At 53.1% G+C, this 13,193-nt stretch carries 12 protein-coding genes and 1 riboswitch; of the genes, 7 read left to right on the top strand and 5 right to left on the bottom strand.

Features of this window, described 5'->3' with window-relative positions; translation table 11 throughout:
- A complete protein-coding gene (xseB, locus tag H1D31_RS11835; protein ID WP_008607575.1) occupies positions 1 to 246 on the bottom strand; it encodes an exodeoxyribonuclease VII small subunit in 246 nt (81 codons plus the stop codon).
- Positions 247 to 456: 210 nt separating this feature from the next.
- Here xseB and pomA point away from each other — a divergent pair, with 210 nt between their 5' ends.
- The 3 genes from pomA (at position 457) to thiI (ending at position 3,723) form a co-directional block, all read left to right on the top strand.
- Positions 457 to 1,227 (top strand): flagellar motor protein PomA, encoded by a 771-nt coding sequence (pomA, locus tag H1D31_RS11830; RefSeq protein WP_008607576.1) that lies wholly within the window; start codon positions 457 to 459, stop codon positions 1,225 to 1,227.
- On the top strand, positions 1,224 to 2,165 hold the full coding sequence (locus H1D31_RS11825; protein ID WP_039925146.1) for a flagellar motor protein MotB: 942 nt from the start codon (positions 1,224 to 1,226) through the stop codon (positions 2,163 to 2,165). The genes pomA and H1D31_RS11825 overlap by 4 nt, the downstream gene beginning before the upstream one ends.
- Positions 2,166 to 2,265: 100 nt before the next feature.
- Positions 2,266 to 3,723 carry a tRNA uracil 4-sulfurtransferase ThiI gene (gene thiI, locus H1D31_RS11820; protein WP_261260090.1) on the top strand — a complete coding sequence of 486 codons (1,458 nt, stop codon included), beginning with the start codon at positions 2,266 to 2,268 and terminating at the stop codon, positions 3,721 to 3,723.
- A 4-nt stretch (positions 3,724 to 3,727) separates the two neighbouring features.
- Here thiI and H1D31_RS11815 read toward each other — a convergent pair whose 3' ends face one another.
- Complete coding sequence (locus H1D31_RS11815) at positions 3,728 to 4,624, bottom strand: ketopantoate reductase family protein (protein WP_261259084.1); 897 nt, start codon at positions 4,622 to 4,624, stop codon at positions 3,728 to 3,730.
- Positions 4,585 to 4,947: a VanZ family protein gene (locus H1D31_RS11810; RefSeq protein WP_008607580.1), complete on the bottom strand. Its 363-nt coding sequence runs from the start codon at positions 4,945 to 4,947 to the stop codon at positions 4,585 to 4,587. The genes H1D31_RS11815 and H1D31_RS11810 overlap by 40 nt, the downstream gene beginning before the upstream one ends.
- 81 nt (positions 4,948 to 5,028) lie before the next feature.
- Here H1D31_RS11810 and H1D31_RS11805 point away from each other — a divergent pair, with 81 nt between their 5' ends.
- Both H1D31_RS11805 and H1D31_RS11800 read left to right on the top strand, forming a co-directional pair.
- Positions 5,029 to 5,511, top strand: coding sequence for a YajQ family cyclic di-GMP-binding protein (locus tag H1D31_RS11805; RefSeq protein WP_008607581.1), 483 nt, complete (start codon positions 5,029 to 5,031; stop codon positions 5,509 to 5,511).
- A gap of 74 nt (positions 5,512 to 5,585) precedes the next feature.
- Positions 5,586 to 5,789, top strand: a riboswitch (cobalamin riboswitch).
- Between the two features lie 34 nt (positions 5,790 to 5,823).
- Positions 5,824 to 7,599: a TonB-dependent receptor domain-containing protein gene (locus tag H1D31_RS11800; RefSeq protein ID WP_065955127.1), complete on the top strand. Its 1,776-nt coding sequence runs from the start codon at positions 5,824 to 5,826 to the stop codon at positions 7,597 to 7,599.
- A 26-nt stretch (positions 7,600 to 7,625) separates the two neighbouring features.
- Here H1D31_RS11800 and msrA read toward each other — a convergent pair whose 3' ends face one another.
- Entirely contained in the window at positions 7,626 to 8,171 is a 546-nt protein-coding gene (gene msrA, locus H1D31_RS11795) for a peptide-methionine (S)-S-oxide reductase MsrA (protein WP_261259078.1), read from the bottom strand.
- 88 nt (positions 8,172 to 8,259) lie between these two features.
- On the opposite strand from msrA, the gene H1D31_RS11790 reads away from it, so the two are divergent.
- Both H1D31_RS11790 and H1D31_RS11785 read left to right on the top strand, forming a co-directional pair.
- Entirely contained in the window at positions 8,260 to 9,228 is a 969-nt protein-coding gene (locus H1D31_RS11790) for an NAD(P)/FAD-dependent oxidoreductase (RefSeq protein ID WP_261259076.1), read from the top strand.
- A complete protein-coding gene (locus tag H1D31_RS11785) occupies positions 9,221 to 9,931 on the top strand; it encodes an SDR family NAD(P)-dependent oxidoreductase (protein ID WP_261259074.1) in 711 nt (236 codons plus the stop codon). Before H1D31_RS11790 ends, H1D31_RS11785 begins: the two co-directional genes overlap by 8 nt.
- 101 nt (positions 9,932 to 10,032) lie before the next feature.
- Here H1D31_RS11785 and H1D31_RS11780 read toward each other — a convergent pair whose 3' ends face one another.
- A complete protein-coding gene (locus tag H1D31_RS11780; protein ID WP_065955123.1) occupies positions 10,033 to 13,191 on the bottom strand; it encodes an efflux RND transporter permease subunit in 3,159 nt (1,052 codons plus the stop codon).
- Positions 13,192 to 13,193: the final 2 nt, after the last annotated feature.

Here is a 13,193-nt window from a genome sequence, read left to right as displayed (position 1 = left end):
TTAGTCTCCTGTCTCCGGACTAAAGGCCGCCAGACTCTCTTGCTGCTGCTGTTGCAGTAAAATCTGGACTTTCTGTTCGGCACCTTGCAGTTGCAGTTGACTGTGTTTAACCAGCGCTATGCCACGTTCAAATTGGCTCAGCGCCTGCTCTAACGACAGCTCGCCCTGCTCCAGTTGCTGGACAATGAGCTCCAGTTCCTGCATCGACTGTTCAAACGGCATGGTGTCTGCGTTTTTTTTATTCATCCGACTCCCCAAAAACTGTGCGCAACCTTATCCTAGCAGGCTATTATGGTCAATGCTGCACGACTTGGAAACGACTAAATTGGTATTTTGCGTTGAATTATTGCTTAATGTTCAGCAACTGAAGTCGATAACAGAGTGTTGGCTAAGGTAAAATTAAGCTATACGTATAAAAGTTAGTCAGCACAATTTCTGTCGGTTAAGGAGTGAGATGTGGATTTAGCGACGCTGATCGGAATGTTAGGCGCTATCGGCTTTGTGGTGATGGCGATGATTATCGGTAGTGCCGGTGATCCTGGGATGTTTGGCGATCTGGTCTCGGTGTTAATTGTGGTTGGCGGCTCAGTTTTTGTTGTGCTGTCAAAATTTACCCTGACACAGTTTCTCGGTGCCGGTAAGGCTGCGGTAAAAGCCTTTATGTTTAAGATTGAAGCCCCGGAAGAGCTGATTGAAAAGGCCGTGCAGCTGGGTGACTCAGCGCGCAAAGGTGGCTTCCTGGCGCTGGAAGAGGCGGAGATCCCGAATGCCTTTATGCAAAAAGGTATCAATATGCTGGTTGACGGCCACGATGCTGATGTGGTGCGGGCGACCTTGCAAAAAGATATTGCGCTGACCGAGAAACGGCATGAAAACGCTATCGGCGTATTTAAGAGTCTCGGCGATGTGGCGCCGGCGATGGGGATGATTGGTACTCTAATCGGTTTGGTGGCGATGCTATCCAATATGGACGATCCGAAAGCGATAGGCCCGGCGATGGCGGTTGCACTGTTAACTACGCTTTATGGTGCCTTTATTGCCAACGTTATTGCCATCCCATTGGCCGATAAACTGGCCATTCGCAATCAACAGGAAAAGCTTAATAATATGCTGATTTTGGATGCCGTACTGGGGATCCAGGATGGCCAGAACCCGAAAGTGATCGAAGGGATCCTGCGCAATTATCTGGCTCAGGGTAAACGTGAGGTCGCCGGAGAAGCCGCATGAGTGATAGCGAGCAAGAGTGTAAATGCCCACCCCCTGGTTTACCCCAGTATATGGGCACCTTTGCCGATCTGATGGCATTGTTAATGTGCTTCTTTGTGCTACTGCTGGCCTTTTCCGAAATGGATGTGTTGAAATTTAAGCAGATTGCCGGCTCCATGAAGTTTGCCTTTGGTGTGCAAAATAAAATTGAAGTGGATGATATTCCCAAGGGCACCAGTGTTATTGCGATGGAATTCCGGCCTGGCCGGCCCGATCCGACGCCGATTGAAACCATCCAGCAGCAAACAATGGAAATGACGCAACAGGTGATTGAATTTCAGGCGGGCGAAGAAGATTCGGCCGGTGGACGCCAGGAACAGCGAGAAGATCAGACTGGTGGCCAGTCTGCGTTAAATGCGGAAGAAACCGAAACCGCGGAAGCTATGGCTGAGGCTGCGCAGGAACAGATTAATGAAACGGTTAAGAAGATGGCGCAGGAGCTGGAGCAGCAGATTGTCGACGGAGCCATTGAACTGGAATCGCTGGGGCAGCAGATTATTATCCGTATTCGGGAAAATGGCTCTTTTCCGTCAGGCTCTTCCTTTCTACAACCCAGATTTAAACCCATTGTGCTGCAAATTGGCCGGATGCTGGTGGATATTCCGGGTGAAATTACTGTCAGTGGTCACACTGATGATTTCCAGGTCGCGGATGAGCTACATCTGAACAACTGGGATTTATCGGCAAAACGCGCGGTGTCGGTTGCCAGTGAGTTGCTGCGGGCGCCCGGCTTTGACCGTAATCGCTTAATCGTGGTAGGACATGCCGATACCAGGCCCCTGGTACCCAATAATAGCGAGCTAAACCGGCGCCGGAACCGGCGGGTAGAAATTGCGATTATGCAGGGTAAAGCCAAGGAGTCGGAGCCGGTCAGTTTACAACCGGTAAGCCCGCCTTAGGCTAACCTACAATCAGCTACGTAGCCAGCATGTGCCTTGTTCGCACTTTGCTGGCTTTTTCGCTATAATGCGCGCCTTTTTTTGCTACCGACAAGCCATCATGCTGGAATTTATTATCAAGCTGCACCCGGAAATCTCGATCAAAAGTAAGTCAGTGCGAAAACGGCAGACCATGCTGTTGGAGCGCAACCTGAGAACCATCCTGAAACAACTGGATGAGCAGGTAGAAGTGCTGAATAACTTTGACCACCTTACCGTGCGCAGCCAGCAGGCAACGGCGTCATTGCGCAGCCAGATGATTGAACGTTTGAGCTGTATTCCCGGTATCGTCAGTTTTTCCCAGATGCAAACCCGGCAGTTTACCGATCTGCACGATATTTTTCTGCAGGTGGCGGCGGTTTATGAAGCTCAGTTGCCGGGCAAGACATTCTGTGTCCGGGTCAGGCGGCAGGGGAGCCACAGTTTTAGCTCGCTGGAAGCCGAGCGTTATATCGGTGGCGGGCTGAACCAGCGGGTCGGCAGTGCCAGGGTACAACTGAAAAAGCCTGAGCTGACAATTAAGCTGGAAATTAAACAGGATCAGTTTTTACTGGTCAGCGAAAGCTTTGCTGGTATGGGCGGCTTCCCGCTACCGTCGCAATCTGATGTCTTGTCCTTGATTTCGGGCGGCTATGATTCAGCGGTGGCCAGCTATCTGATGATCCGCAAGGGGTTACGCACGCACTACCTGTTCTTCAATTTAGGTGGTGCCGCGCATGAAACTGGTGTGCGCGAAATGGCATTTTATCTGTGGCAAAAATACAGTTTGTCGCATCGGGTGAAATTTGTTAGTGTTGATTTTGCACCGGTAGTAACCGAAATTCTGGAGAAAGTGGAATCCGGCCTGATGGGCGTGGTGTTAAAACGGATGATGATGCGTGCCGCCAGTCAGGTAGCAGCAGATTTGGGTATCAAAGCGCTGGTGACCGGTGAGAGTATCGGTCAGGTTGCCAGCCAGACCATTGCCAACCTGGCGGTCATTGACCGGGTCACCGATACACTGATCCTGCGACCACTGATTTATCAGGATAAGCAAGAAATCATCGATCTGGCCAAGCAGATTGGTGCTGAGGAGTTAGCCCGTACCATGCCGGAATACTGTGGCGTGATTTCAAAAAGCCCGACTGTCAATGCTGTGCTGTCTGAGGTGGAGGCGACAGAAGCTGCCTTTGACAGTGCCATCCTGCAGCAGGTGGTCCGGGAGGCGAAAATTCTGGATATTCGCACCGTCGAGTATCAGGCTGAGCAACAGGCCCGTACCGTGGCGGTAGAAGAGGTCTTGCCCGCGGATGCGGTGGTGCTGGATATCCGAGCACCGGATGAAACTGAGGCTAAACCTTTGCAATTGCATAGCCACCAGGTACAACAGATCCCCTTTTTCCGTCTGGCATCGCAATTCCCGCAACTGGATCAGAGCAAACAATATTACTGTTATTGTGAGCGCGGCGTAATGAGCCGGCTACAGGCCTTACTGCTGCAGGAAATGGGTTATCAAAATGTGGCGGTGTACCGGCCCTGATAGCTCAGGCGGTATGACGAAGCGCCTGCCATAAGGCCAGGTTCTCTGGTACCGCCAAACCGTGACGGGCTGCGCGTGAGACAATATAGCCGGTGATAGCGGCGATTTCCGTTTGACGCCCGGCGTTGACATCTTGCTGCATCGATGAATAGTTGTGCGCAGTATTGGCGATCACCTGTTGTACTAACGCCAGTGTCGGCGCTGGCAACAGGCTGATACCTTCGGCCCCGGCTACCAGACAGACCTCATTCACAATAGCTGCCAATAAGGGTTGATAGTCTGCTGCGGCCAAAGCGCCGTTGCGACACTGATGAATTGCCGTCAGTGGATTGATCGCTGCATTGACAGCCAGTTTGCGCCACAAAGCCGGCCGGATATCGTCAGTCAATGTCACCGGTCCCAGCGCCGTATCCAGCATCGCCACCACGCTCGTCGTGGCTTGCTGTGCCTTAGCGTTTAAAGGCGCCAGTACGCTTTGCCCCAAACCACTATGTTGCACACCATCAGAGCTGCGCAAAGCCGCATGGCTGGTTGACAGAAACCACAATCCCTGGCCAGGAGCCAGCTGCTGTTGCAGCCACCCCAGATCCGGCATGCCGTTGTGGCTGACAATCAGCTGGGCATCGGCGGCAAGTACTGGCGCCAGTTGCCGCAAGCAGTTTTGCACGGCATAGGCTTTTACTGGGACTAGCAACAGCGTTAACGGTGCTTCGGCCGCGGGGAAATGCAGTGACCGTGGCTCTCCCTTTGCTGGTACAAAAATACAATCAAGGTTTGCTGCTTGCCGCAGCCAGAGATTGACCTGCCAGCCGGCTAGCTGCAACCGACTGGCAGCGAGCAAGCCGATGGCGCCACGGCCAACTATCTGACAGCGCGGCTGCGCGGACGGCAAAAGTGCCATAGCTTACGTCCAAGGTAAAATGCCAGGATGCCAGCGATATCTGCCAGCCAATCCCAGATATCGCCGTGGCGACGGGTGAAGTGCTCCTGCACGACTTCAATCAGCGCGCCATACAGTGCCAGCAAAAGAAACAATTTCCAGAATACCAGGCGAAAGCCTTTGAAAAACAGCCAACTTAGTACAACAAAAATCAGAAAGTGCGCCAGTTTATCCAGGTTAGCAATACCGGCACCGACGCGGTGACCACTGATTTCAGCCAGAAAACCTACAGTAGAAACAATTAACACCAGCACGCATAACAGACGATAAAAGGATTGGGGCACGTTACAACCTCCGCGAAAGTCGCTCGGATTGTAACAGTTTTCTGGTTATAATCGCCAGTAAACCGCATACAGGAGAATAAGATGCCGTCCTTTGATATTGTCTCAGAAGTCGATCAGCAGGAAGTGTTGAATGCTGTTGATAATGCCAATCGGGAATTACAAACCCGCTTTGACTTTCGCGGTGTCACCGCAGAATTTGCGTTAAAAGACAAAGTGGTGACCCTGACCGCTGATGCCGAGTTTCAGCTGCAGCAAATGGTGGAGATTTTTCTGACTAAGGCTGTGAAACGCGGTATTGATATCCGTTCATTCAAAGAGGGTAGTGTCACCTTCTCAGGTAAAACCTGTAGTAAGACCTTGAATCTGTTACAAGGTATTGAAACCGAGATGGCGAAAAAACTGGTTAAGCTGATTAAAGACAGCAAAGCCAAGGTACAGGCTTCGATCCAGGGCGAGCAGGTACGGGTGACCGGCAAAAAGCGCGACGACCTGCAGGAAGTCATTGCACTGGTGCGTGGCGCCGAGCTGGAGCAAGCGTTTCAGTTCACCAACTTTCGCGATTAAGGTTCAGCCATCCAGAAGTCTGTTGACATTCTGAGAGAAGGGCGTAAACTGCGACGGCTTTTATCTTCGGATAGAAGCCGTTTTTATTTTCAGGTGCCCCGGCAGATGCTGCCGAGGGTTAAACGGGAATCTGGTGTAACACCAGAGCTGCCCCCGCAACGGTAAGTGACTGTACCTGTTTCTGATGCCACTGTCGCAAGATGGGAAGGTGAAGCAGGTGGTGGCCCACAGCTGCCAGGTAACAAGCCCGGAGACCGGCCTGACAATCCGACCAACCTGATGCAATGTGCGGTGGGCACATTGGGAGATGCTATGTTGCAATTTCGTCTGGCAGCACCGCTGCTACTTACGCTTTGTTCAGCCACAACTATGGCTGAGTCTGTTGAACGCATTAATATTCACGCCAGCCGCACTGCCTTAGCAGAAGCCGATGTATTGGCCAGTATCTCAGTGCTGGAGCGTGAAGATATTCTGGCCCGGCAAGCTGCCGACTTACCGGCCCTATTAGCACAGTTGCCGGGCATTAACCTGTCGCGGGATGGTGGCCGTGGCCAAAGTACTGGTCTTTATCTGCGCGGCGGTAATACCGGTTACACCCTGGTGTTGATTGACGGCGTGCGCGCTGGCTCGGCCACCACCGGTGCCAAAGCCCTGAGTATGGTGCCGCTGGAATTAATTGAGCGGATTGAGGTGATCCGTGGACCCCGCGCGGCCTGGTATGGCGCCGATGCACTCGCTGGGGTGATCGTCATTAGTACCCGCCAGGGGCAGGGCGCTGAGCTGCAACTGAATGCCGGCAGTTACGGACAGGCCGCTGCCGATCTGGCGCTGGGCCAGCAATTTGGGGCGCTGCAGTTAAACAGCGCTTTCGGCTACAGCCGGGCCGACGGTTTTGACGTGCGGGATGGTCTGGATCCGGACCGGGATGGCTATCAACAGCGTTTTGCCAAATTTGCTGCTGCCCTGACCACGGTAGCGGGGGACTTTAATGCCCAGTTTGATATTAACTCCGGCACCTATCAGTATGATACCGCCTGGGGGAGTGAAGATCAGGGCGATGTATTGCATCGCAGCTATATTTTGGGTTGGCAGTATGCTGCCGACCAGCTGCAACAGCAGGCTCAGCTTAGCCGTAGCCTGGATGATGAGACCAGCTTTGGTCCAGACTCCCGCAGCCCCTTTGTCACCGAGCGCGAGGAGTTTAACTATCAGGCCAACCTGGCATTGAGCGAGGCGCTGAATTGGTTAGCGGGTGTTAACTGGTATAGCGAAGATGTACAGCGCTCGGGTGTCGGTTATCTGGAAAGCCGGCGCATCAATCAGGCGCTATTCAGTGGTGTGCATCTGAAGCAGGATAGCTGGTTACTAGAGGGCTCGGCCAGGCGCGATCTGACCGACCAATATGGCGCCAATAATACCTGGCAACTGGCGGCTGGTTATCGTTTTGCCGAACATTGGTTAGTACGGACCAGCCGTGGTGCGGCCTTTAAAGCGCCGACCTTTAATGATTTATACTATCCGGGCAGCGGCAATGCAGAGCTTGCGCCAGAGCGCAGTGTGGCGGATGAGATTGCGCTTAGCTATCAGGTTGCCAATGGTAGTTTTGAACTGGCCTGGTTCGAAACCCAGGTGCAGGATCTGATCCAGTTTGATATGACCAGTTTCCGGCCGGAAAATATCAGCCGGGCGCGTTTGTCCGGTGTCGAGTTCGCCGTGACCGCAGAGCTGGGCAGTTTGACCCAACAGCTGGCCTATACCTTGTTGAATACCAAAAATCAGTTAAGTGGTCAGCGTTTGGTGCGCCGGCCCAAACATACGTTACACTGGCGATTAGAGCAGCAATGGCAGGCGCTGAGCGCCTTTGTGACAGCGGATTATCAGAGTGATACCTATCAGGGCGATTTTGCCAGCCGCAGCGAGCTGGGCGGCTTTACGCTGTGGGGGCTGGGCCTGGCCTATCAGCTGCAACCTGCGCTGACGCTACGGGCCAAAGTGGATAACCTGCTGGATAAACAGTATCAAACCAGTGACGGTTACAATACCGCCGGTGTGAATCTGAATCTTAGCCTGCAATACCGCTTATTCTAAGCGATATGGTGCGCCAGAGGCCGTCGTTATGACGGCCTTTGTTTTAGCTGAGCTAAAAACTGCTGGCGAAACTTCTGCAGCTTCGGGGTGATGATCCAGTGGCAATAGCCTTGTTGCGGATTCTGGCGGTAATAGCCCTGATGATAGGCCTCTGCCGGATAAAAGGTACTGGCCGGACTGAGCTCGGTGACGATAGCGGCATCGAACAGACCGGCCTGATTGAGCTCGCTAATAAAGGCCTCCGCCTGTTGCTGTTGGCTGCCGCTGTGATAAAAAATGACTGAGCGGTATTGGCTGCCAATATCATTGCCCTGGCGGTTTAGCTGGGTCGGGTCATGCAGGGCAAAAAATACCTGACAGAGCTCGGCAAAGCTGATGCGCTCCCGGTCATAGCTAACCTGCACCACTTCTGCATGACCTGTCTGGCCACTGCAGACACTCTGATAATCCGGCGCTAACGTATGGCCGCCCATATAACCACTGAGCGCGCTGTGCACGCCATCAAGTTCATTCAGTGCTGCCTCCAGACACCAAAAGCAGCCGGCACCAAAGGTTGCCACTTCGTTTGCCATTTTTGATACTCCCTGCGCTGTGATTTGATCATCTACCTTAAGTTTAACGTAAGTAACACATTATTAGTTTAGATGGGATCAGTAAAAGATGACGATCGCTGTAGTCGGTGCCGGTATCGCCGGCCTGGCTTGTGCTAACCGGCTGCAACAACTGGGCAAGCCGGTTCAGCTATTTGATAAAGCCCGCGGGCCGGGTGGGCGTATGACCAGTAAACGCAGCGCTGAGGGTTATCTGGATTTAGGTGCGCAGTATTTTACCGCCCGGCATCCGTCTTTTATGGCACAGGTTCAACAATGGCAACAGCAAGGCGTGGTTGCGCCCTGGTTGGCAGCCATGTCGCAGTTTGTGGCGGGTAAACTGCTGCCATCTCCGGACGCTCAGCTGCGTTTTGTCGGTGTGCCGGCGATGCATAGCCCACTGCGACAGCTGGCGCAGGGGCTGGATATCCGCTATCAATGTCAACTGCAACGGATCTGGCAGCAAGATCATTATTGGTGGCTGCAGGATACAACAGGTCAGGACTATGGCCCTTTTAGCCAGGTCGTACTGACAGTACCACCTCAGCAAGCCGCAGCACTATTGCCAGCTGAGTTCAGCACACTGTTACCGCAACAGATACTGACCCCCTGTTGGGCGGTTGATTTGCAATTGACAAGGCCAAGCGGTAGCAATGTTGGCGGGATCTTTGTGAAAGACCCGCAACTGCCGTTGTCGTGGCTTTGCCGGCAAAATAGTAAACCCGGGCGTGCAGGCCCGGAGCATTGGCTATTGCATTTTACGGCCGCCTTTAGTCAGCAGCATCTGGAGCAGGCGGCCAGCTTCTGGCAGGAGCTGGCTGCCGAATTGCTGACTAAGGTTTTGGCACAGCCGGTCGAGGTTGCGGCTGCTATCTGCCATCGCTGGCGCTTTGCTCAGATTGCGGAGGTTGCACAGCCAGTACCGCCGGTTAGTCTTGCAGCTGGCCTTTGGCTGGCTGGTGACTGGTTGCGCGGCGGAAGGGTAGAAAATGCCTGGTTAAGTGGTACTGAGGTGGCGGAGCAGATACAAAATGACTGAACACTGGTTAATTATTGGCGCCAGCGGCGGTATTGCGCAGGGCCTGCTACAGAATTTATTGGCTGCCGGGCATCAGGTTTCGGCGATCAGCCGCCAGCCGTTAGCTGAGCCGATATCCGGTGTGAGCTGGTACCAACTACAGAGTGCAGAGCAGGGCGCAGCTGACGCGGTTTTGGCCAGGATTTTTCAGCTGCCCGTTACCGCCGTTGTGATATGCCAGGGCTGGTTGCATGGCGATGGGCATTTGCCGGAGAAAAGTCTGCAGCAAGTAAGCCGAGAGGCGCTGCAGCAGAGTATGGAGATTAATCTGTTTAGCCCGGTTTTCTATTTGCAGGCACTACAGCCCTGGCTACAGAAACAACCGGGGATCCGGGTAGCGGTACTCAGTGCTAAGGTCGGGAGTATCAGTGATAATCAGCTCGGTGGTTGGTACAGTTACCGGATGGCCAAGGCGGCGCTGAATATGCTGGTACGCTGCGCCAGTATTGAGCTTGGCCGTGTGAATAAAACTGCAGCGCTGTTTAGCCTGCATCCGGGCACCACCGACAGCGCTTTGTCAGCACCTTTTCAGCAGCGGCTGCCGGCAGGGCAGTTGCAAAGCGCAGCGGCAACGGCGGAACGTTTGCTAAGCGTGATCCGGCAAAGCCAGCTGACGGACTCCGGTTTGCTGCTGAATTGGGACGGGCAGCCGATCCCTTTTTAATGCTCTGATGCGGCACAATAAAAAACGGGAGCACCAGGCTCCCGTTTTTTATTGTTAATCTTAATCCACCTCCTATAGAGGTGGATTGTTACTTACGCCAGTTAGGACTTCGCAGGCGAGTTATCGCTATCGATAGCGCCCGGCACCACCTCATCAGCCGCATGTTCGTCCGGCGCAGCCGCTTCCAGACGTTCCAGCTCACGACTTAATGCTTTCGGTGAGCCAGTGTTACGGGCAATCGCAATATAGGTCACAGGCACTACGTAGAGCGTCAGCAGGGTCGCAAAGGCGACACCGCTTAAAATTACCATACCAATCACCATCCGGCTTTCTGAGCCCGGGCCTGTTGCCAGTACTAACGGCAAGCTACTCATCACGGTTGTAAAGGCAGTCATCACGATAGGGCGCAGCCGCTGCGCCGCAGCGCGCTTTACCGCCTCTTCAAAGGCGATCCCGGCATCACGCAGCTGGTTGGCGAACTCCACAATCAGGATGCCGTTCTTCGCCACTAAGCCTATCAGCATCACGAGTCCGATTTGACTGTAGATATTCAGTGTCATACCAGAGAAATACAGACCTGACAGGGCACCAACCAGACCAAGTGGCACGGTGATCATAATGACCAGCGGATGGATAAAGCTTTCAAACTGAGCCGCCAGTACCAGATAGGTGATAATCAATGCCAGTACAAATACCAGTGTTGTCGATTTACCACTTTCCTGGAACAGTAACGACTCGCCTTTGTAATCAATACCGACCGGCTCATCAATTTCGGTTCGGACAATCGTCTCCAGATACTCCAGTGCTTCCCCCAGACTGTAGCCGGGCGCCAGACCACCAGTGATAGTAATGGCACGCATCCGGTTATAGCGGTTCAGGCTTGAAGCCGTAGCTTCTTCACGCAAGGTCACCAGGTTATCCAGCGGAATTAACTCCCGGCTGCTGTCTGAGCGAATATAGACATTGCTGATTTTACCAGGGGCGCGGAAGTCATCATCCAGGCCCTCGATAATCACATCATATTCCCGGCCACGATCCAGGAAGGTGGTCACCCGACGGCCACCCAGCATCGCTTCCAGCGCCCGGCCAATGGCGCCGACCGAGACACCTAAATCACCGGCACGGTCGGTATCGATTTCTACCAATACCTGCGGTACCGTTTCTTTGTAATCGTGATCCAGCATCAATAAATTCGGATTCTCTGCTGCTCGGCGTAAAATAATATCGCGCCACTGTGCCAGTTCCTCATAGGTATTGCCCTGAATCACGAACTGCACCGGCCGGTTACCGCCGCCACCGCCGCCTAATCCACCACGCATAAAGGTGAAGGCCCTAACATCTGGCAGTTCGTTAATTTTTTGGCCAATTTCAGTCACTAGCTCCTGAGTCGGTCGTTTACCGTTATACCAATTCTCGGTACCCACTATGGCAATACCACCGCTGTTGCCCCAGCCTGGTACCCGGATCAGCATTCGCGTCAACTGACCGTCCTGGTAATAAGGGGTCAGGATATCTTCAATTAACCGCATATTGCGGCTATTGCTCTGATAGCTGGCGCCTTCAGCCGGACTCATCATTACAAAGAAGGTACCACGATCCTCTTGTGGGGCCAGTTCGCTTGGCAGCATTCGTACCAATTGATAGCTGGCCAGAAAACACAGCGCTACGACGATGAGTACCGGCCAACGGGTGTTGCAGACCACGGCTAACTGGCTCTTATAAGCGGCTTCCAGCTTAGCAAAAGCAGCGTGCAGCCAGGTACCCAGCTTGCTCTCGCGTTTGCGGTGACTCAGGATTTTTGAGCACAGCATAGGTGATAACGTCAGCGCCACCACACTGGAAAACGCCACCGCTGCTGCCACCGCCAGCGCAAATTCAGTGAATAGCTTACCCAACTGGCCCTGCATAAAGACCAGTGGCACAAAGACGGAAATCAGTACCAAGGTAGTGGCAACCACCGCAAAACCCACTTCACGGGCACCGCGATAGGCTGCCAACAATGGTGCTTCGCCCTGTTCAATCCGGCGGTAGATATTCTCCAATACCACGATAGAGTCATCTACCACCAGACCAATCGCCAGTACCATTGCCAGCAAGGTCAACAGGTTAATGGAGAAATCCAGAGCGAAGAGTACTGTTACCGCAGAGACCAGTGCCACCGGTACGGTAATAGCCGGAATAAAGGTGGCTCTGATATTGCCGAGGAACAGGAAAATCACCAAAATAACCATACACATGGCGATACCGAGGGTGTTATAAACTTCTTTAATCGACTGGGCAATAAAGACTGAAGAGTCATAGCCTGGCTCAATGGTCATGCCCGGCGGCAGATTAGCCTTGATGCGTTCCATTTCCGCCCGGGCGTTGCGTACCACTTCCAGCGTATTGGCTTTTGACTGTTTGATAATACCGATACCCAGGATATTCTTACCGTCACTGCGGAATTCACCTTCCTCATCTTCTGCCGTTAACATGACATCGGCAATTTCTGCCAGTCGTACCAGATAGTTATTAGCTCCGCGTTTAACGACGATGCGTTCAAAGTCCTGCTGGGTGCGGAAAGAGCGCACCACCCGAACCGTAAAATCGCGATCGATCGATTTAATATTACCGGCTGGCAGTTCGACGTTTTCGGCGCGAAGTACCGCCTCAACATCTTGTACTGTGACACCACGGGCAGCCATCGCGTCGCGATCTAACCAAATCCGCATCGCATAATCGCGGGCACCACCAAACTGCAGGCGAGCCACGCCATCGACTACCGAAAACCGCTCTGCAATATAGCGGTTGGCATAATCAGTCAGTTCCAGCGTGGTCATATTGTCGCTGTTAAGCAAAAACCAGGCGATGGTATCTTCGTCAGCATTGGCTTTAAAGACTTCTGGTGGGTCCGCTTGATCTGGCAGGTTATTCAGTGCGCGTGAAACCCGCTCGCGTACATCGTTAGCGGCTGCGTCGATGTCCCGCTCTACGTTAAACTCAATGGTAATGCTGGAGCGGCCATTGCGGCTGCTGGAGTTAATGCTTTTAATGCCTTCAACACCGCTGATCCGGTCTTCCAGCATTTGCGTTATTTTGCTCTCAACGATTTCGGCGGAGGCGCCCGGATAATTGGTATTGATACTAACAACAGGCGTATCGATATCCGGATATTCCCGCAGCGGCAGCATAGTGAAGCAAACAATGCCGAAAATCACCAGTAACAGGTTGATTACAGTAGCAAAAACCGGGCGTTTGACTGAGGTATCAGATAACCACATAG

This window comes from Alishewanella sp. BS5-314 (assembly GCF_025377695.1).
In the GTDB taxonomy this organism is placed as follows: Bacteria; Pseudomonadota; Gammaproteobacteria; order Enterobacterales; family Alteromonadaceae; genus Alishewanella; species Alishewanella aestuarii.
Note: the sequence above shows the minus strand (reverse complement) of the source record. Positions and strands in the feature narration are given on the sequence as shown.

Bases quoted from the DNA above. Each gene is read 5' to 3' on its own strand.
- xseB (WP_008607575.1), bottom strand. From the start codon at position 246: ATGAATAAAAAAAACGCAGACACCATGCCGTTTGAACAGTCGATGCAG.
- H1D31_RS11825 (WP_039925146.1), top strand. From the start codon at position 1,224: ATGAGTGATAGCGAGCAAGAGTGTAAATGCCCACCCCCTGGTTTACCC.
- thiI (WP_261260090.1), top strand. From the start codon at position 2,266: ATGCTGGAATTTATTATCAAGCTGCACCCGGAAATCTCGATCAAAAGT.
- H1D31_RS11815 (WP_261259084.1), bottom strand. From the start codon at position 4,624: ATGGCACTTTTGCCGTCCGCGCAGCCGCGCTGTCAGATAGTTGGCCGT.
- H1D31_RS11805 (WP_008607581.1), top strand. From the start codon at position 5,029: ATGCCGTCCTTTGATATTGTCTCAGAAGTCGATCAGCAGGAAGTGTTG.
- H1D31_RS11800 (WP_065955127.1), top strand. From the start codon at position 5,824: ATGTTGCAATTTCGTCTGGCAGCACCGCTGCTACTTACGCTTTGTTCA.
- msrA (WP_261259078.1), bottom strand. From the start codon at position 8,171: ATGGCAAACGAAGTGGCAACCTTTGGTGCCGGCTGCTTTTGGTGTCTG.
- H1D31_RS11790 (WP_261259076.1), top strand. From the start codon at position 8,260: ATGACGATCGCTGTAGTCGGTGCCGGTATCGCCGGCCTGGCTTGTGCT.
- H1D31_RS11785 (WP_261259074.1), top strand. From the start codon at position 9,221: ATGACTGAACACTGGTTAATTATTGGCGCCAGCGGCGGTATTGCGCAG.
- H1D31_RS11780 (WP_065955123.1), bottom strand. From the start codon at position 13,191: ATGTGGTTATCTGATACCTCAGTCAAACGCCCGGTTTTTGCTACTGTA.